This is a genomic window from Clostridium sp. CF012 (genome assembly GCF_018861755.1).
In the GTDB taxonomy this organism is placed as follows: Bacteria; Bacillota; Clostridia; order Clostridiales; family Clostridiaceae; genus Clostridium_AD.
This window is the reverse complement of record NZ_JAHLEF010000009.1, coordinates 138,388-157,028: the sequence shown is the minus strand read 5'-3', so window position 1 is coordinate 157,028 and position 18,641 is coordinate 138,388. Positions and strand designations below refer to the sequence as shown.

The window sequence follows — 18,641 nt, the reverse complement described above, 5'->3', positions numbered from 1 at the left end:
CATAAACAACTGTTAGAATTACTAAAGAAATTCGAGAAACTGAACAGGTTATGTCAAACTTGTATAATAAGGCGGTGCTACAGATTATTTATATTAGGAAGGTATTAAATTGAGTGAATTAATTTTAGTAAACCCATCAAAGGTTTTAGAAGAAAAAATTCTGGAATACAAACAAGAGTATTTAGACTTTGAGGAAACTAATATCAATGGCAGTTGTGGCCTAGCCCGTTATAATGATTTTGATGAATGGCTTGAAATTGTTCTTTCAATTGAGAAAGATAAACTTCGCAATAATGTTCATGCCAGCACATTCTTTTCTGTAAGAAAATCTGATAATAGAATTATAGGTACTATTCAACTCCGTCACTCTTTAACTGATGAATTAGAAAAACATGGAGGACAAATAGGCTTTGGCATTCGTCCAACTGAGCGAAAAAAAGGTTATGGTAAGCAACAATTATTACTTGTTTTAGAAATTGCAAAAGATATGAAAATTCCAAAAGTAATGATTATCTGTGATAAAGATAATATTGCTTCAAGTCAGACTGCAATTAGTAAACATTATATCATTTATAGCCTCCTATTTACTGATAACCTGATCGACAGGTGAAAAGTGGAGTTATTATTTTAAGCCTTTTACATCTGTTGGATTGCTGATATTCGTTAGTATAGCAATCATAATTCTACAGTTTGTGGTTATAAGAATAATTAAAAGTAGAAAGTTAAACGACATGGAAAATGGTCATAATCTTTAGCTAATAAATGTATTTACAAATGGCGTAAACTATAAAAATAGATAAAATTACCCCAAAAAACATATGATCTACCTATTATTTTTAATGTAAAAAATAAGAGTTGAAACTTTTTTATTGGAAAGGATGTATATTTCGATGGATAATGATGTTTTGTGGTATATAGAAAAGCAAATTGATAGAACTATAAATAATTTACGAAAACGAAACATGGAAGGCTTCTTTGTTAAGGATAATAAGGAGTTAATAGAACTTTTGAAAAAACTTATAGCTGAAAATTCTGTAGTAGGTGTTGGTGATTCTATGACTCTCTTTGAAGCAGGTGTTATAGATTTTCTTCGCGAGGAAAACTATATCTTTTTGGATAAGTATAGAGATGGTATCATAAGTGAAGAAAGAAAACAAATATATATACAAAATTTTTCTGCTGATACGTTCATATGTAGTACAAATGCTTTAACAGAAAGTGGAGAACTTTATAATATTGATGGTAATGGAAGTAGAGTGGCACCAATGATGTATGGGCCTAAACAGGTTATTTTAGTAACTGGAATGAATAAAATTGTTAAAGATATAGAAGAAGCAGAAAAAAGAGTTAGAAATTACTCTGCTCCAATTGATGCAAAGAGATTAAATAAAAATACTCCATGTACTACTTTGGGTTATTGCGTAGATTGTAAAAGCCCTAGCAGGATATGTAATGATTTTACAATTATTAGAGGGCAATTTATTAAAGACAGGATAAAGGTAATTATTGTAGGAAAACAGTTAGGATATTAATAAATGGAATACTACAAAGCTAATAACGGATTCCATTTAAAGGTGTAAATCCAAGAGTTCTCATATAGTATAACATATGAAATAATAAAGAAATCACGCTAAATATAGCGTGATTTTCGTACTTTTAAGACTACATGTATTTTAAGTAATTCTTCTAAAAATCCTAACAATCTAATATTATTTTAGCATTGAATATAAATAAATAAACCTTCCAAAGTGTTCCTGTTCATCTGTAATAATTTCAAAGATCTCATCTCTCATTTGTTTATTTGTCATGAGTGCAAAAATTTCTCTATATAGATCTACAGCTTCACTTTCTCCTTCAATACTGCTTTGTACTGCCTCCATAAGTGTATTATATTTTTCAATATTAGTTGGTATAGGAATGTCTAATTTTTCACCTGTAAGTTGATAATATATTCGTTGAAACATTCCATAGTGCTTAATCTCATCATCATAAGCAAATTTAATCTGTTTAATTACCGCAGGATCAGTGGTCATTTGCATCATCCTTTGATATTTTACTCTATCATGCCTTTCAGCCTTCATAGCCTCAATTAATTTATCATTTAACGAATCTGCTCTAAAAATTTGAGAATAGTAACTGTCCATATTATAATACAAAATACATCTCTCCTAATTTTTGCTACATAATTTATAATATGCTTAATTTGTTTAAGCTGTGAATACTATAGTGTTTTAAGTATGAATTTCTATAGTATAACGAAAATGATAAAAACTCCTAATGGCATACCTAAGAAACCTCTATTATTAAGTCATACAGAATACACTTTCCGCTACAATGTAGTAACTGCAAGCATTTACAACATATCAAAAAATATCAAGAAAAGTAAATCACTAGATGATATACTATATTCAAAGGTTGGTGATGGATTATGTCTGACTATTTTAATGAACTTCAAAAGACATTAGATTATATAGAAGAACATATCAAGGACGATATTACACTTGAACAATTATCAGCGTTATGTTTTTATTCTACTCATCATTATCATCGAGTATTTCAATCAGTTATAGGAATTCCTGTAGCAGATTATATAAAGAAAAGAAAATTATCTGTGGCAGCTGGGGAAATTGTAGGAACTGATAAGAAGATAATTGATATTGCATTGGATTATGGATTCAACTGTCATGAAACCTTTTCCAGGGCATTCAAGAGAATATTTGACATTACACCTAATGACTATAGGAAGCTTAATACACATGCAATCCCAACGGATTTTTGGAAAGTCAGTTTTGCCAGCAGCGATTTACAAAAAAGATATATGCAGGCAGTGGAAACATTGTGCGAAAGACTGAAGATGGACAGCAATGTCATAGCCGTGATTTTAGAAGGAAGCCTGGCCTATGATCAGGTATGGGAGAAGTCAGATATTGATATGGAGATCATTGTTAATGATAATAGTAAACCTAATCCTTGGATCTGCCTCATAGAAGATGATATATACATAAATGGAAATATAATGACCAGAAGTGAATTTAGACAGAGTTTAGCAAGAATAACAAGAGGTTCAGGCGCACACTCATACTTTTCCTTAGGAACTATGGTCTACTGCAAGGATGAATCTGTAAGAGAGATCTTCGAAAGCATCAATGCTGATGATAAAATAGGTGAAAGGGATAGATCCTATGCTTTAATGGAAAGAACGGAATGGGTTCTTTGGAGACTATATAAGGCAGAAAAATGGCTGAAAGTTAAAAGCGATGTACGATATTCCTATTTATGGATAACTGAAACACTAAAACATATAGCAGCCATAGAGGTGCTGTTAAATAATAATATTCCCTCAAGAGAGGTTATATTACAGGCGTTAAAGTATAATAGCCCAATTATTGAAAAATTATATAGGGGGCTTATGGATGAAAGAAAAAATAGCATAAATATATCTCAATCTATTGACATGATTTATGAGTATTTAAGACAACGTATGGATATCATATGCAAGCCTATTTTGGACTATTTTGATAAGGCAAATGAAATGAAACCACTTTCTACAATAGCACAGGATTTTAATAATACTTTGGATACTCATATAATTTGTGAAATTTGTGAATGGCTCTGTGCGGAGGGGGTACTACTTAAGGATATTTCACAAACATATTTAACCAATAAAAGTAGTAGCATTGTGTATGAACCAGCCTATTTCAAGGTTGATAGTGATATGGAGGTATCCATTTAGAAAAGTTTAGTCAGCTGAAGAAATAGTAGTTTATTGGTTCTTTCAGATGATTTAGTAAGATTCATAGATAGAGGAGGGGTTCTCAGTGCTAGTAAAAAAGAATATTGAGATAAAGGGTGCAAGACAAAATAATCTTAAGAATATTGATGTAAATATTCCACGAGATAAGATTACAGTGATTACAGGTGTAAGTGGGTCAGGTAAGTCATCACTTGCTTTTGATATTATTTATGGAGAGGGTCAAAGAAGATTTCTTGACTCCTTACCTACCTTTTCACGAAGCAGAATACCACAACTGAAGAAACCAGAAGTAGATTTTGTTTTTGGTTTATCTCCAGTTATAGCGATAGAACAGAAAAGGGGCCTTGTTAATCCAAGATCTACAGTAGGGACTATGACAGATATTTATGATTATATGAGATTGTTATATGCCACCGCTTCTACAGCTAAGTGTCCGTATTGTGGTGAAAAATATCAGATTAAGACATCAGGACAAATAGTTGAATCAGTATTATCGCTACCTAAGGGGACAAAGATTGAGTTTTTGACACCAGTACATAAGCTATATGGGGAGGATTATAAATATCTTTTTGATGACATAAGGCAGAAGGGATATAATAACCTGATTATAGATGGAAATAGAGTAGACATAAGCCAAGAAATAGAGATAGATGAATATTGTGATCATGATATTAAAATAGTCATTGATAGATTTGACATAGTGGGTAATATTGAAAAGAACATAACTAATTCTTTAGAAACGGCACTAGAGGTAATGGGGGAACATGTGCTTATAGCGGAGATCCTTTCAGAAGATATACCGCAAGAGATAAAAGATAGATTCTACGGCAGCTTTGGTTGCCCTAAACATCATATTACTATGGCTAACATTCAATCACAGTACTTCGCATTTAACAACATGTCTAGTTCCTGTAGAAATTGTGGGGGAATAGGAACTACTAAAAAAGCAGATCAAAGGCTTATGGTGATAAATCATGACAAGAGCATAAATGAAGGAGCTTTCGATCCAAGTGTATATAGCCCTAAGGGTGAAACTACATCTAAACATATCATAATGTATAACCTTTCAAAGCATTATTGTTTCAGTCTAGATACACCTTTTAGAAAGTTATCTGATGAAATTAAAGACATATTGTTTTATGGAACAAAAGGTGAAAAAATTATGATGGAAGCACCGCCTAATATAAAGAATAGAAATTGGCTTGTTGGTAGAACAATTCAATTTACTGGATATATAAATCAAATTGAACATTGGTATAGGGAAGAAACTAGAAAAGATAAAGTAAATGAAGTAGCTTTTGAATGGTTTAAAAAGAAGATGGTGGAGTATACATGTCCAGATTGTGGTGGCAAGAAGTTAAAAAGACAAAGGTTTGATATTCTCATTGAAGATAAGAATATACATCAGCTATGCTGGATGCAATTAACGGAACTATATGAATTTATGGAAAAACTAACCTTCTCAGAGGATAAAAGGTATATAGCAGAACCTATAGTTAGTGAGATAAAAAAGAGGGTTTCATTGCTAATAGAGATTGGACTAGATTATCTTGCACTTGGAAGGCGAGCGGATACTATATCGGGTGGAGAAGCACAAAGAATAAGGCTTGCATCACAGATTAGTTCAGGGCTTATGGGAATGATATATATACTTGATGAGCCAGGTGTAGGGCTTCATGCTAGAGACAGTAAAAAAGTTATAAAGATATTGAAGCACCTTAGAGATATCGGAAACACTGTCATAGTAGTTGAACATGATATGGAAACAATAGAAAATGCAGATAACATAGTGGAAATTGGACCAGGACCTGGAATACATGGTGGAGAAATCGTTGAAACAGGAAACATAGATAAGATTAAGAAATCTAAGCATTCTTTAACAGGAAGGTATTTATCAGGGAAAGAAATGATAGATGTTCCTAGGGAAAGACGTAAGCATAATGGTAATAAGTTGACTGTTTTAGGTGCTAGAGAAAATAATTTAAAAGATATATATGTAGATATTCCCTTAGGTGTTTTTGTATGCATATCAGGGGTTTCTGGGTCAGGGAAAAGTACTCTTGTTAATGATATCATCTATAAGAAGCTTAGGAGTTTAAAAGACCCAAGGATTATTCCAGGCGCGCATAGGGGCCTTGAAGGACATGAACATATAAATGATGTTATAAATATAGATCAATCTCCAATAGGAAAGAATAGTAGGTCTAATCCCGCAACTTATATAGGCCTGTTTGATACTATAAGGATGTTGTTCACAAAAACTGAGGAAGCTGTAGCTTTGGGATACGTAAATACCAACTTTAGTTTTAATAGTAAGAACAGCGGAAGATGTGAACATTGCAAGGGAGACGGAAGAATAGTAACAAAGCTACAATTTATGCCTGATGTAGAAATTGTATGTCCAATATGCAAGGGACAAAGATATAAGAAAGAGATACTGGACGTTAGATATAAGGGAAAGAACATATATGAGATTCTTGATATGAGCGTTGAAGAAGCATTAGAGTTTTTTAAGGATAAGAAAAATATACATTACAAATTAGATATTCTTAATCAATTAGGAATGGGATACATCAAATTAGGTCAGTCCTCCTCAACTTTATCAGGAGGAGAGGCACAGAGAATAAAGCTTGCGTCAGAACTGGGTAAGATAAAGAGCGGCTCAAATAATCTATATATATTAGATGAGCCTACTACAGGACTTCACATTTCAGATATAAAAAAACTATTGAATTGTTTAAACCTATTTGTAGACACTGGACATTCATTGCTTGTTATTGAACATAATCTAGAGGTGCTGAAAACAGCAGATCACATAATTGATCTTGGCCCTGAGGGTGGTAAAAATGGAGGCTATGTGGTAGCACAAGGAACACCAGAAGAAGTGATGGAAGTAAAAGAATCTGTTACTGGGGAGTGGTTAAGGAAGGTTTTATAAATTTATAAAAAAGTTAACCCTGGGAGGAATTAATCAATGATTAATATTATAAAAGCTGAGGTCGAAGATTCTAAAAGTATAACTGAAATTAAGAAATTAGCCTATAATGATGAAACCCGTAGATTTGGACCTGGAAGAGATGGGGGTCCTCCAGGATATGAATCCCAAGAAGAAACAGAGCGTTTGATTAAAGATTATTTATTCTATAAGATTATGCTTGATAATAATATAATTGGGTTCTTTTGGCTCCATGGGATGGACAATAGATCTTATGAATTAGAAGACCTGTGTATTCATCCAGAATATCATAATAAAGGATATGGTTTTAAGACCTTAAAGTTAATAGAAGAATTACATCCACAGGTAAAAAAATGGGTGTTAGGAACGCCTTATTATAGTGTAAGAAATCAACACTTATATGAAAAGGTTGGTTATAAAAAAACTGGACAAACCGAAGATGAGTTTTTGTTTTTTTATGAAAAATTAATTGATTAAACTATTTGCTAAGATAAAAACAACCCTAGAGGCATGCTGATATAAGCGGGTGAGACATACTAAACAAAATACTTTACTATTTAAATTAAAAGCTGTACAATTATAGTTGGAAACCGGTTTCAAATACGTCGATAGTTTGTGGGGATTAAGTTTATGGATATGAAAGATATTGCCAAGTTAGCGGGAGTTTCAAAAGCAACAGTGTCAAGAGTAATTAATAATTCACAAAATGTAAGCCCAGAATTAAGGGCAAGGGTAGAAAGAGTTTTAAAAGAAACGGGGTATACCCCTAATTTATTAGCACAGGAGCTAGTAACTAAGAAAACAAAATTAATAGGGGTTATATTACCTAGAATTGGTATTGATACATTTTCGCATATAACGGAAGGTATTACCGATAAGTTGAATGAAGAAGGATATAATATTTTGTTAGGTAATTCAAGGGGAAGTGAAAATGATGAATTCAAATATTTTGATATTTTTCAAAAGAAACATTTGGATGGAATTATATTTTTCCACACTGAGATTAAAGAGAAACACATAAAATTAATTAATGAAATTAATATTCCAGTTGTAATAATGGGCCAACAAAATAGTAAAATAGATGTTCCTTATGTAACATATGATGATTTTAATGCAGCTAAGGCAATAGTATCACATTTGATTAGTCAAAGACACGAAAAAATTGCATATATTGGCTTATCAGAAACTAAAGTGGCAATAGGAAGTTTTAGAAAAGAAGGATATATGGCTGCATTAAAAGAGAATAACATCGATGTACCGGATGAATATTTATCAGTAGGAGATTTCGAAATATCATCAGGATATGAAGCAATGAAAAGTATAATTAACAATTCCAAAATAATTCCTACCGCAGTATTTGCAGCGATAGATCGTTTAGCCTTTGGAGCAATTCAGTATTTAAAAGAAAAAGGATACAGGGTTCCAGAGGATATATCAGTGGTTGGTATAGATGATATGGAGATTTCATCCATATTTGAACCGACTCTAACAACAATGAATTTTGATTATTATGATTCTGGAATTAAGGCAGCAAAACTAATATTAGAAAAATTGCAGAATGAAAAGATAGAAAATAAAAATATTGTTATGGCATATGAACTGAAGATTAGAAATAGTACAAAAAAAATAAAGAGTAATAGCATTATTTTTTTACATAAATAGAAACCGGTTTCTTTTTGTAATAAATTTTAGGAGGACAAGAATATGAAGAACATGTATGATAAAGTTAGCGAATCAGTAAAGTATATAGAGAGTAAAATGAAGTTAAAGCCTAAAATAGCAGTTATTCTAGGTTCAGGACTGGGTGATTTGGCCGATGCTATAGAAAATAAAGAATATATTAACTATAAGGATATACCAAATTTTCCACAGTCAACAGTGGTCGGACATGAAGGAAGATTAGTTTTAGGGGAAATAAAAGGCGTAGCTGTACTTGCAATGCAGGGCAGATTTCATTATTTCGAAGGTTATACAATGAAAGAAGTTGCATACCCAGTATTCGTGATGAAGCTTTTAGGCATTGAAAAGCTTATAGTAACTAATGCCTGTGGAGGGATAAATACAAGCTTTAGTCCTGGAACATTGATGATTATTACTGATTTTATTAATTTAGTTTCTGATAATCCATTGATTGGAATTAATGATGAAAGATTTGGACCAAGATTCCCAGATATGTCAGAACCCTATAAACTTGAATTAATAGCTAAAGCAAAGAAAGTTGCAGATGAAATAGGTGTTGAGTATAAAGAAGGCGTTTATGCAGGGTTTATGGGACCTTATTATGAAACAGCTGCAGAGATAAGAGCAATTGGGAGGCAAGGGGCCGACGCTGTTGGAATGTCTACGGTTCCTGAAACTATAGCTGCAAATTATTTAGGCATAGAGGTACTTGGAATATCTTGCATTACAAATATGGCTACAGGTATACAAAAACAAAAACACTCTCATGCAAGAGTGATAGAAATAGCCAAAAAAGCATCAGTGGATTTCTGTAGGTGGGTAGCTAAAATAATAGAGGATATTGGTTGATTGAAAATAGCACATGAAATAATAAAGAAATCACGCTAAATATAGCGTGATTTCTGGGTTCTAATAGTTGTACCGCTTAATAAGAGCATTATTTACTCAATTTCTTGTTGCCAAAAATTCAAAGGGAGTTCTATCAGATAACCCATGTATAAACAGAGCTGTTTCATGTGAATAAATTGGCTTTGGATATCTCAATGATTAGAGACGTACTGCTTTGAAAATAAATGACTTTTCTAAGGTCGACTATTTTAATAGCTGACAGAGAGTGTGATAAAAGTATTCAGTTGGTTCTAGAGCTAAAGCCTTTAAAATAATGCATAACAAATAATATGCTTACCAGTAACGTGATTAATTCTGCACATGGAATGCTCAACCAAACACCAGTCATCTTTAAGAAGTACGGTAGTATAAAAATAGAGGGTATCACCGCAATAAAACCTCTTGCCATTGAAACAGTAAATGCCTTGCCAGATTGATTTGCAGATGCAAAAAATGATGCGGTTACAATATTAAAACCCATAAAAAGGAATGAGGCAAAATAAATTCGAATTCCTTCTATTGCCATAACGGTAAATGTGTGGTTTTGTTCTTTTTTAAATAGAGCAATAAGATTTTCTGGGTATATGCTAGATAAAATGTAAAGTACAAGACCAATACCAAATGCAAGATATGTTGCATAATGAAATATTTTCTTAACATTTCCTGTGTTGCCTGCTCCAAAGTTCGTACTGATGAGTGGCTGAATACCTTGTGCAATACCCGTAAATATAGCTACGGCAATTAAAGCGAGATTAGCTATAATTCCGTATGCTGCAACACCAATATTTCCTGCTAAATTTAGGATTCTAAAATTAAATAGGAGCATAATTAATCCCGAAGATACCTCTGTAACAAATGAGGGCAATCCAAGTAAAAGAATTTGAGTTGTCGGCTTTATTTGCAGACTTGTTTTCATTAACCTAAAATGATTGCGTTTTTGTATAAAGTGTAGAGATAGTATACATATACTGATAATTGGTGCAAGCCCTGTGGCCAACGCAGCACCAAACATACCAAGATTCATTGGAAATATAAACAGGTAGTCCAGTATCACATTGCTAAGGCTTCCTGTAATCATAGCTATCATTGACAGCTTTGGATTATTGTCATTTCGCACAAAGCAAATGAGGACATTATTTACGATAAAGGCTGGCGAAAACAGCAATATGGTTTGAAGATATTTGCTTGCCAATGGTAATACTGTTTCATCTGCACCCAGCAGTCTTGCAATATGAGACGAAAAAAACCCACCTATTATTGTAAATATAACACCGACCAAAATAGACAAAGCGATTGACTGAGAAAATACTGCATTTCCTTTTTTAGTGTTATTTTCACCAGTGAGAATAGCGTATCGTATTGCTCCGCCCATTCCAAACATCAAGCCAATACCGCTTACAAGGCTGTAAACAGGTAACACCAAGTTTAAAGCGGTTAGTCCATTGTTACCCATACCTCTCGAAATGAAAATTGTATCTGCCAATATGTAGCATGATAGACTTATCATACTAATTACATTTAACAACACATATTTTAAAAATAATTTTGTAATGTGGTCATCTGCTTTTGTTCTCATTTTTTCCTCCTAACAAAAAAGCGTTAGACGATTCATACCCTGTGACCTAACGGCATGAATTGCTAACGCTTTTAATATGCTTTTTACCCGGTGGCAAATAAGCATAAGCTCTTATTTTTTAAAGTAAGCATATCGTATTAATAAGTATTTGTCAAGAGTCGTTGTTATATTACAGAGCTGAAGCATGATTTATTTTAAAATCATTGATTTAAACCAAGTAAATTCACAGAGGAAGGTTACAGACTTTAACTAACTGTTTATGAAATACATTCTAAACGATGTTGCGACATAAATGCAAATGCGGATTATTTTTTTATCAAAGGTATTTGTAACTCGGTAAGCCATTCATCTTCATTTTCTTTATTCCAAATACCATCGATATAGTTTTCTCGTGGACTGTCAACAATAACATATCCATTATCTTCACTCCACTTAAAAGCAAATGCATATGCCTTTGCAAGTCCAGCATATGCTCCCTTGTGCATAACGGAAACTGCAGATACACTTTCAATCTTTCTAAATTTAATATCGCCAGTTTCTTTACCCATTTTTTCTACCGCTTCACAGAATTCAATGTTAATATCTTTATCTTTGTATTCATTGTCAAGATACTTGATGAAGCAATACTCAGGAACAGTACATTTTAATTCAGGATTTGCCGCAGTAATCTCTTCTCCGATTGCCGGTATGAGCTCAAAATATGAGTCATAACTTGGCACTGTCATCACCTTTGAATAGACGATACACTCTGGTAATTCTTTTAAAATCGCTTGATAATTCATAATTAACTCATCCTCTTTCCCTTGTAATATAAATTCAATTCGAGAGAGCTGTGCATTACTTTCAGTGATAGTATCTTCAATTTCACTTTTTCGTTTTTCCAAAATTAATTCTATGCAGTGTCCAGATATAATCAGCTTGATTTCATCAATTGATAAACCAATTTGGCGAAAAGACTGAATTTTGTGAAGTTTTACTAACTGTTTCGTTGTATAAAAACGATAGTTTGTTTCCTCATCCACAAATTCAGGTTTTAATAAATCAATTTCATCATAATACCTTAATGCTTTTACTGTAGTTTTCGTAAGTTTGGAAAATTCGCCTATTCGAAACATATTCACATCTCCTTTCCTTGTAAATTAAGATTACAGTATCCTCTAAAGGGAGTGTCAATAGGTATTTTTATATTATTATTATTATGTAAATAAATTTACTTCGTTTGTTTACGAGTGTGAATTAACTTACAGGTAAAGTATATCAGTATATATCATATGTCACTATTATTTAATTAAATGCATTATTTCAATGAAGTATTTTGTATTATGAGTCAAAATTAGAGCTGCTGCGTCATTCATAGAGAACTTATCGATCTCAATATCTGGTACAATTCTTAATCCACCCATCGTAACAATAGTTTCTTTGGTATTACTCATGGTTAAAATTTTTAATGGTTCTTGCCCTTTTTTAAAGTATCTACCAGAGTTAAGTTCTGCATTTAGGTAACCAATGCTCAGGCTTGGGATTTTCCATTGCAAAATATATAGTAGAAAAGCATGGTGGGAATATTGAGATTAAAAGCTCCTCGCAGCATGGTACGGAGGTTACTTTTAGTATTTTGATTTAACGACACTTGCGAGGGAAAGTAAGTTTTGGGAAAAATAAAAGCTACAGACATAAAGTTTATGTCTGTAGCTCATGTGCCTAAGTATATTAAATATATAGTAATACAGATTAAATCAAAATATATTCTAATATTTGATTTTTTATACTCTATATTTATGTGGAGTTATAGCGTGTTATCTCCTTCTTGCCAGTCTATAGCACATAATCCCCCTGTTTTTAACGCTTTAAGGACACGCAAGGTTTCATCAACACTTCTTCCTACATTTAAATCGTGAATAACAGAATATTTAACGATCCCATTAGGATCTATTATAAATAATCCTCTCAAAGAAATTCCTTCTTCTTCAATTAATACACCATAATTTCTTGAAGTTTCTTTTGTTAAATCAGAAGCCATAGGGAAAGTGATTCTTCCCAAACCACCATCATTTGAGTTTTGCTTTATCCAAGATTTATGTGCATGTTGACTATCACAACTTACCGCTAATAATTCTGTATCCTCCTTCTTAAATTCATCATACTTCTTACTAAAAGCAGTTATCTCTGTAGGACATACAAATGTAAAATCTAAAGGGTAAAAGAACATCACAAGCCACTTTCCTTTATAATCCTCCAATTTTACTTCTACAAAATCGCTTCCATCACCTTTTACTGCGTTCATTTTAAAATAGGGAGCTGATGTCCCAACTAATCTTTCCATACTGATACCTCCTAAATTATAATATTCATAAGTTTCTATTTGACGAACGATATTTAATATCTTTTAATAATAAATGTCTTTTAATAGATTGTACTACCTAAATATTATCATGTCAACACCACACACAAATTATAATTCTGTAAATCAATTTAAAAGATAAAAACAATTTGGAAATTAGGTTATAAATGGAAGTTAAAATAATTAAATCAAGGATAGAGAAGGGTAATAGGTGTTGTTTAAAGCCTATTTTAAATATATAATAAATTGAGGCAGGTGATTTTAATGTATTCTTATAATGAAATGGCTTTGGCAGAACTGAATAAATGGAAGGTGGAAATGAGTAAAAAACCGACCTTAGTTGAAAAGGCATCAAAGGGTATTCAAAACAAATTTAATGGAATGTTACCTAAAAAATATCATGAAATAATAACCTCAGCTATAAAAAACATGATTAAAGTAGTTTTAGTTGGTTCCAAGTACATTACTAAGGAGCCCTATATAAATCTATCTCTTCAAGAAAGAGAAGAATTAGTTGCACAAAAAACTAAGACATATAAAACTACTGCTATGATAGAGGGTGCAGGAACAGGCGCAGGTGGATTCCTTTTGGCACTTGCAGACTTACCTTTACTTTTAAGTATAAAAATTAAATTTCTTTATGACATTGCTGCAATTTATGGATTTGATGTTAATGATTATAAAGAAAGAATTTATATATTATATGTATTTCAACTTGCTTTTTCTAGTAAGAGTAATGTAAATGAAGTGTTTGATAGGATGGAAAATTTTGAAGAATATTATAGTACATTACCTAAAGATATTAATTCTTTTGATTGGAGAGCATTTCAGCAAGAGTATAGAGATTATATTGATTTAGCAAAACTATTACAGCTGGTTCCTGGAATAGGGGCGTTTGTAGGAGCTTATGTTAATACTAAATTTATTGACAAGCTTAGCGAAACTGCTGTTCAAGCTTATCGTATGAGGATATTATAATGAAATTATTTTTAATAATGAAAAGAGTGTATACTATGCTCTCTTTTTTTTGCTGCGAGTATTACAAAAATGTAAAGAAAGTGTAATGAAGTTAGATGGTTGAATCCCTGTTTAAAATATATAATAGAAATATAAGATAAAAAGTAATGGCAGGAATTTTCCGCATATATTTAATCGATTTTATAAGGGCAAAATGCAGACAACAACAGCATATGTATTGGATGTATGTTACCACTAATGAATTAAACCAATATTTAAGTGAAGAAGATACTAGCGGTGGAATGGTTTTAGTTTTTAGTAGTATTACTTGTGGAATTTATGCTTTATATTGGTATTACAATATGGGTAAAAAACTTCAAACTGCTCAATGTGGAGCTTTGGGTAAGAGTATTGAAAATAGTAACGGTAATGATGATTCTATACTTTATCATCTTTTATCTGTTTTTGGATTTTCTATTGTAGCTTCGGCTATAATCCAATCAAACTTGAATAAGGTATGGGGAACTATATAATATTTTTAATTATTTTATATTTTGGTATAAAACTTAACTCTTTTTTTACATCTACAATATGCTTTATCCGTGGGATTTCGGGTATGCCATGTCCTTCATGCGGAATGACTAGAGCGTATAAGTTGTTATTTAAGGGAGATTTAGTGGGAGCGTTTCATATGCACCCATTATTTTTTATACCAGTTATAATTGTTATATTGTTCTTAATAAGAAAAATGAATATTCTATATAAATATAAATATCATTTGTTAGTACTTTTTTTAGTGGTATATGTATATAGGATGATTGTTTTATTTCCAAATGAAGCGCCAATGATCTTTAATCATAAGGCGTTATTACCAAGAATATTTAAAATGTTTATCAATGTAGTAAGGAGTTGAATAAATTATTCAACTCCTTATTTTGGCTTCTATTAGCTCAAAAAAACTGGGGATGGAGTGGAAAATTTTTTAGTGTTTCCAAGGCTTTTCAGAGTTGACACTGTAATCTGACAAATATTGACATAGTACAGAGATCAGCTATAATAAGGGATAGATGGGTTTTATAATAAATATGTAAAAGGAAGATAAAGTATTAATCTCATAATATTCAACTAGACTTTTTTTCTTTGCTATATAATATTCTAGATTTAATTAATAAGCAAACAGATAGAATCAGTATTAGAGGTATTAACCATATAGAACCTCTAATAAATACAAAGGGTGTTTCTAATAAGAAATCGCTCCAAAATGCTAGACCCGTCCTTTCCCATAATCCTGGGGTAAGATACAGTAATTTAGGATTAAGCAGTGATTTAACATTAAGTTGGCCCCCTGTTATATATATGGCAGACAGTACTAAAGAAGTTACTGAGGGAAGCATCAACATATCAGACAATCTTTTATATTTTCCTGCTCTAGAGATACCATCTGAGAAGATGTCCTCTTGGCTGTTTTCATCATTTTTTTTGAAATATTGATTTCCAGATTTTTTACTACCCGCTATGTGTTTCCAACCACTATCTTCAAATAGAAAGCAGTACTCAATGAAATCCTCTTTTTTCTTAAAAACTCGATAATCAATTCTAACTGTTGCATTTTCTGGTTTTATAGATCGGAATTTATACCCAAAATACATATATTCTAACTCATAGCCCTTTTTAGCCATCTCATTTAACCATTTCTCTTCTTTATCATAATTAATAAAAAACTTGAATTTTATCATCCTAATCCCCCCAATTATAATTCTAATTGATATTCTGTTATCCTAATCATATGCTGCATTCTTTCAAGGTCTAAGCGTAAAAATTATTTTCTTCTTCAGTAATAACATAAACTTTTTGTCGCTTATCTTCGCTCTTCACCGATTGTATCAATTTTTGTTTCAGCAAATTCTCAATAGCACCATAAAGTGTTCCTGCCGCTATTCTAACTTGCTGACCACTTAATTCTTCAACCTTTTGCATGATAAGATATCCATGAGCAGGTTTTAATAAGGCTAAAAGAATATAATATGTGGTTTCTGTTAGTGGTAAATTTTTATCTTTATTCATAATTGCCTACAACTACTCAGTTTATAACTATACAGTTTAACTATATAGTATTATTGTATACAGTTTAACTGTATATGTCAATACTAAAAAAAAATTATAACGAATCATGTAATAAAACTAATATTGTGAAGCATATCAGCAAGAGTATAGAGATTATATGGACCTAGCGAAACTGCTGTTCAAGCCTATCGTATGAGGACATTATAATGAGTATTTTATTTCCAAATGAAGCGCCAATGATATTTAATCATAAGGCATTATTACCAAGAATATTTAAATTGTTTATGAATGTAGTAAGGAGTTGAATAAATTATTCAACTCCTTCTTTTGGTTTCTATTAGATCAAAACTTTAGGGGATAGACTGAAATATTTTTGAACATTTTAAGGCTTTGCACAATTACATTTAAAATAAACAAATATTGACAAATCGAAAAAGGCAGCTATAATAAGGGTTAGATGGGTTTTTATGATATACAGCTTAGCCCATTTTATATTTTATGTAAAACGCAAAGCTGTAAATTACAGTTATTTTAAATTTCTATAAAAATTAAAAATGATTGGAGGAAAACATGAAAAAAACATTATTATGTTGTTTAACAATTCTGTCACTATTGGTTTTATTAGTGGGATGTTCAAATAAAGTGAATGATAGTAATAAACCGGAAATGTTTAAGAGTGATAAACTTGGGTTTTCAGTTGTTTTCCCAGAAACTTGGAAAGATAAATATAAGATTGAAGAAAATGATATGGGGATAACTGTGTATTTTAAACCAAAGGAAAAAGCAGAAGGTGGTTACGGTAAATTATTTACCTTCATTAATAAGAACTCAGCTAATTTGTATGAAGATAGTCTTGATGCAGTTTGTGACCAACGATATTTTGAAGCAAAAGGTGCTACTTATGTTATAGGCGGACCAACAGATGTAAATTTTCCCGAAAACCATCCTGAATTTAATACTTTTTTAAAGATGAAGGGAGAACTAAAAGAAGTATTAAAGACATTGAAAATAATAGATAAGTAACGGGCTTTATAATAAACAGATGAAAGGAGATTATATGATTAATAAAGAAAAACAAAAGCTTATGAACGTATGGGACAAGGTTGCACCTACATTTGGTAAAATTGGACCTGGTTATTGGCAGAAATTTGGTAGCAGATTAGTTGAGCTTTCAAGGATTAACAAAGGTGAAAAAATATTAGATATTGGAGTGGGGAGGGGAGCTTCATTATTTCCTGCAATAAATAAAATAGGAGAAGAAGGCTATGCTGTAGGCATAGACGCTTCAGAAGTTATGGTAAGTGAAACACATAAGGATATTGTGAAGCAAAAAATATATAATGCCAAAGTAATAAAGATGAATGCACAAACCTTAGAATTTGATGAAAATTTTTTTGACAATGTTATTTGTGGGTTTGGAATGGGGTATCTTTTATATAGTGATAGCAAATTAACGGAAATATTAAGAGTACTTAAAAAAGATGGACAAGTAGGATTTAGTATATGGGAGATACAAGAAGACCAAAAGTGGCTAACAGAGATAGTTAACAAATTTTTACTTATAGGTTCTTCAAATCAAAATAACAATAAAAAATCAGATCTTCCCAAATTTGATACAGCAAACGATGTGAGAAAAATATTAGAAAATGCAGGTTTAAGAAATGTTAAGGTTTATAAGGAAAATGCAGATGTAATTTATACAACAAAAGAACAGTGGTGGGAAGAAATGTGCTCTAATGCAGTAAGAGCAGTTTTTGAAGGAATAGAAGAGCTGGGTGATGATAAATTTAAAAAGTTTAAAGTAGAGGTATTTAATGGACTTGAAAAATATAAAAATATAGATGGATTTCAATTTAATATGCCGGTGATATATGCATTTGGAGAAAAATGAAAAAGGGAAGTTATTAGGAGCTATTTGTGCGGGAAGAGGATAAGAATAACTTTGTAAATCATAAAACCTAAAACACAACCTAATGTATTTAAAATAATATCATCAATATCTAAAACACCCACATTTAGAATAAACTGACCCAGCTCAATACAAATTATGATAAGCATGCAGGATAATGTTATATTGATTAACTTGCAAGATCGTCTAAATAATAATGATATAAAAAAGCCTAAGGGTATAAAGGTAATAATGTTTGCTGCAAGGTTTATAAATATTACTCGAAAATTATATTTAGTTGTATTTAAAAGAAATTCCATAATCGTCTTAAATGGATAAAGATTATATCTCCGCACATCACTATAACTACGATAGGGACCAATAAATACCTCCCAAATCATTAAGCATAAATACATGAAGAAAAGTATATATAACCCTATAAGTATTTTTTCTTTTTTTCCATGTGATAAATTCCTAATTTGTTTTAGCATCATATATTACTCCTATAATTTAATAATTTAAATGAAAATTTTATCA

At 31.5% G+C, this 18,641-nt stretch carries 21 protein-coding genes and 1 pseudogene; 14 read left to right on the top strand and 8 right to left on the bottom strand.

Annotated features, from left to right (window positions below):
- Positions 1 to 109: 109 nt before the first annotated feature.
- Both KPL50_RS11195 and KPL50_RS11190 read left to right on the top strand, forming a co-directional pair.
- Entirely contained in the window at positions 110 to 610 is a 501-nt protein-coding gene (locus KPL50_RS11195; protein ID WP_216298549.1) for a GNAT family N-acetyltransferase, read from the top strand.
- Between the two features lie 280 nt (positions 611 to 890).
- Positions 891 to 1,532, top strand: coding sequence for a lactate utilization protein (locus tag KPL50_RS11190; protein WP_216298548.1), 642 nt, complete (start codon positions 891 to 893; stop codon positions 1,530 to 1,532).
- Positions 1,533 to 1,709: 177 nt separating this feature from the next.
- Here the strand turns inward: KPL50_RS11190 and KPL50_RS11185 are convergent, their stop codons facing one another.
- On the bottom strand, positions 1,710 to 2,156 hold the full coding sequence (locus tag KPL50_RS11185; protein ID WP_216298547.1) for a ferritin-like domain-containing protein: 447 nt from the start codon (positions 2,154 to 2,156) through the stop codon (positions 1,710 to 1,712).
- Between the two features lie 105 nt (positions 2,157 to 2,261).
- On the opposite strand from KPL50_RS11185, the gene KPL50_RS11180 reads away from it, so the two are divergent.
- From KPL50_RS11180 to KPL50_RS11155, 6 genes are all read left to right on the top strand, one after another.
- Complete coding sequence (locus KPL50_RS11180; protein ID WP_216298546.1) at positions 2,262 to 2,465, top strand: hypothetical protein; 204 nt, start codon at positions 2,262 to 2,264, stop codon at positions 2,463 to 2,465.
- The gene (locus KPL50_RS11175) at positions 2,429 to 3,733 is read left to right on the top strand and encodes a helix-turn-helix domain-containing protein (RefSeq protein ID WP_216298545.1); all 1,305 of its coding nucleotides are present in this window, start codon (positions 2,429 to 2,431) and stop codon (positions 3,731 to 3,733) included. The genes KPL50_RS11180 and KPL50_RS11175 overlap by 37 nt, the downstream gene beginning before the upstream one ends.
- A gap of 85 nt (positions 3,734 to 3,818) precedes the next feature.
- Entirely contained in the window at positions 3,819 to 6,692 is a 2,874-nt protein-coding gene (gene uvrA / locus KPL50_RS11170) for an excinuclease ABC subunit UvrA (RefSeq protein WP_216298544.1), read from the top strand.
- 36 nt (positions 6,693 to 6,728) lie between these two features.
- Complete coding sequence (locus KPL50_RS11165) at positions 6,729 to 7,187, top strand: GNAT family N-acetyltransferase (RefSeq protein WP_216298543.1); 459 nt, start codon at positions 6,729 to 6,731, stop codon at positions 7,185 to 7,187.
- Between the two features lie 153 nt (positions 7,188 to 7,340).
- Entirely contained in the window at positions 7,341 to 8,372 is a 1,032-nt protein-coding gene (locus tag KPL50_RS11160) for a LacI family DNA-binding transcriptional regulator (RefSeq protein WP_216298542.1), read from the top strand.
- A 51-nt stretch (positions 8,373 to 8,423) separates the two neighbouring features.
- Complete coding sequence (locus tag KPL50_RS11155) at positions 8,424 to 9,239, top strand: purine-nucleoside phosphorylase (RefSeq protein WP_216298571.1); 816 nt, start codon at positions 8,424 to 8,426, stop codon at positions 9,237 to 9,239.
- Between the two features lie 280 nt (positions 9,240 to 9,519).
- Here the strand turns inward: KPL50_RS11155 and KPL50_RS11150 are convergent, their stop codons facing one another.
- The 3 genes from KPL50_RS11150 to KPL50_RS11140 all read right to left on the bottom strand — a co-directional run bounded on the left by KPL50_RS11150 (position 9,520) and on the right by KPL50_RS11140 (position 12,287).
- Positions 9,520 to 10,854, bottom strand: coding sequence for an MATE family efflux transporter (locus KPL50_RS11150; RefSeq protein ID WP_216298541.1), 1,335 nt, complete (start codon positions 10,852 to 10,854; stop codon positions 9,520 to 9,522).
- 305 nt (positions 10,855 to 11,159) lie between these two features.
- Positions 11,160 to 11,969 carry a MerR family transcriptional regulator gene (locus tag KPL50_RS11145; protein ID WP_216298540.1) on the bottom strand — a complete coding sequence of 270 codons (810 nt, stop codon included), beginning with the start codon at positions 11,967 to 11,969 and terminating at the stop codon, positions 11,160 to 11,162.
- Positions 11,970 to 12,134: 165 nt separating this feature from the next.
- Complete coding sequence (locus KPL50_RS11140) at positions 12,135 to 12,287, bottom strand: hypothetical protein (protein ID WP_216298539.1); 153 nt, start codon at positions 12,285 to 12,287, stop codon at positions 12,135 to 12,137.
- Positions 12,288 to 12,370: 83 nt separating this feature from the next.
- On the opposite strand from KPL50_RS11140, the gene KPL50_RS27900 reads away from it, so the two are divergent.
- On the top strand, positions 12,371 to 12,478 hold the full coding sequence (locus tag KPL50_RS27900; RefSeq protein ID WP_216298538.1) for an ATP-binding protein: 108 nt from the start codon (positions 12,371 to 12,373) through the stop codon (positions 12,476 to 12,478).
- Positions 12,479 to 12,640: 162 nt separating this feature from the next.
- Here the strand turns inward: KPL50_RS27900 and KPL50_RS11130 are convergent, their stop codons facing one another.
- Positions 12,641 to 13,177, bottom strand: coding sequence for a peroxiredoxin (locus KPL50_RS11130; RefSeq protein ID WP_216298537.1), 537 nt, complete (start codon positions 13,175 to 13,177; stop codon positions 12,641 to 12,643).
- A gap of 282 nt (positions 13,178 to 13,459) precedes the next feature.
- On the opposite strand from KPL50_RS11130, the gene KPL50_RS11125 reads away from it, so the two are divergent.
- The 3 genes from KPL50_RS11125 (at position 13,460) to KPL50_RS27895 (ending at position 15,065) form a co-directional block, all read left to right on the top strand.
- Positions 13,460 to 14,173 (top strand): EcsC family protein, encoded by a 714-nt coding sequence (locus tag KPL50_RS11125; RefSeq protein ID WP_216298536.1) that lies wholly within the window; start codon positions 13,460 to 13,462, stop codon positions 14,171 to 14,173.
- Between the two features lie 146 nt (positions 14,174 to 14,319).
- Positions 14,320 to 14,685, top strand: coding sequence for a DUF4234 domain-containing protein (locus KPL50_RS11120; protein WP_216298535.1), 366 nt, complete (start codon positions 14,320 to 14,322; stop codon positions 14,683 to 14,685).
- Positions 14,670 to 15,065: a DUF2752 domain-containing protein gene (locus KPL50_RS27895; protein ID WP_375372914.1), complete on the top strand. Its 396-nt coding sequence runs from the start codon at positions 14,670 to 14,672 to the stop codon at positions 15,063 to 15,065. Before KPL50_RS11120 ends, KPL50_RS27895 begins: the two co-directional genes overlap by 16 nt.
- Before the next feature lie 208 nt (positions 15,066 to 15,273).
- Here the strand turns inward: KPL50_RS27895 and KPL50_RS11110 are convergent, their stop codons facing one another.
- Positions 15,274 to 15,888 carry a DUF2812 domain-containing protein gene (locus tag KPL50_RS11110; RefSeq protein ID WP_216298533.1) on the bottom strand — a complete coding sequence of 205 codons (615 nt, stop codon included), beginning with the start codon at positions 15,886 to 15,888 and terminating at the stop codon, positions 15,274 to 15,276.
- Positions 15,889 to 15,902: 14 nt separating this feature from the next.
- Positions 15,903 to 16,216, bottom strand: a pseudogene (locus KPL50_RS11105) (PadR family transcriptional regulator).
- A gap of 570 nt (positions 16,217 to 16,786) precedes the next feature.
- On the opposite strand from KPL50_RS11105, the gene KPL50_RS11100 reads away from it, so the two are divergent.
- Both KPL50_RS11100 and KPL50_RS11095 read left to right on the top strand, forming a co-directional pair.
- On the top strand, positions 16,787 to 17,239 hold the full coding sequence (locus tag KPL50_RS11100) for a hypothetical protein (RefSeq protein WP_216298532.1): 453 nt from the start codon (positions 16,787 to 16,789) through the stop codon (positions 17,237 to 17,239).
- Between the two features lie 34 nt (positions 17,240 to 17,273).
- Positions 17,274 to 18,107 (top strand): class I SAM-dependent methyltransferase, encoded by an 834-nt coding sequence (locus KPL50_RS11095; RefSeq protein WP_216298531.1) that lies wholly within the window; start codon positions 17,274 to 17,276, stop codon positions 18,105 to 18,107.
- 20 nt (positions 18,108 to 18,127) lie between these two features.
- Here KPL50_RS11095 and KPL50_RS27890 read toward each other — a convergent pair whose 3' ends face one another.
- On the bottom strand, positions 18,128 to 18,595 hold the full coding sequence (locus KPL50_RS27890; protein WP_375372917.1) for a VanZ family protein: 468 nt from the start codon (positions 18,593 to 18,595) through the stop codon (positions 18,128 to 18,130).
- Positions 18,596 to 18,641 lie beyond the last annotated feature (46 nt).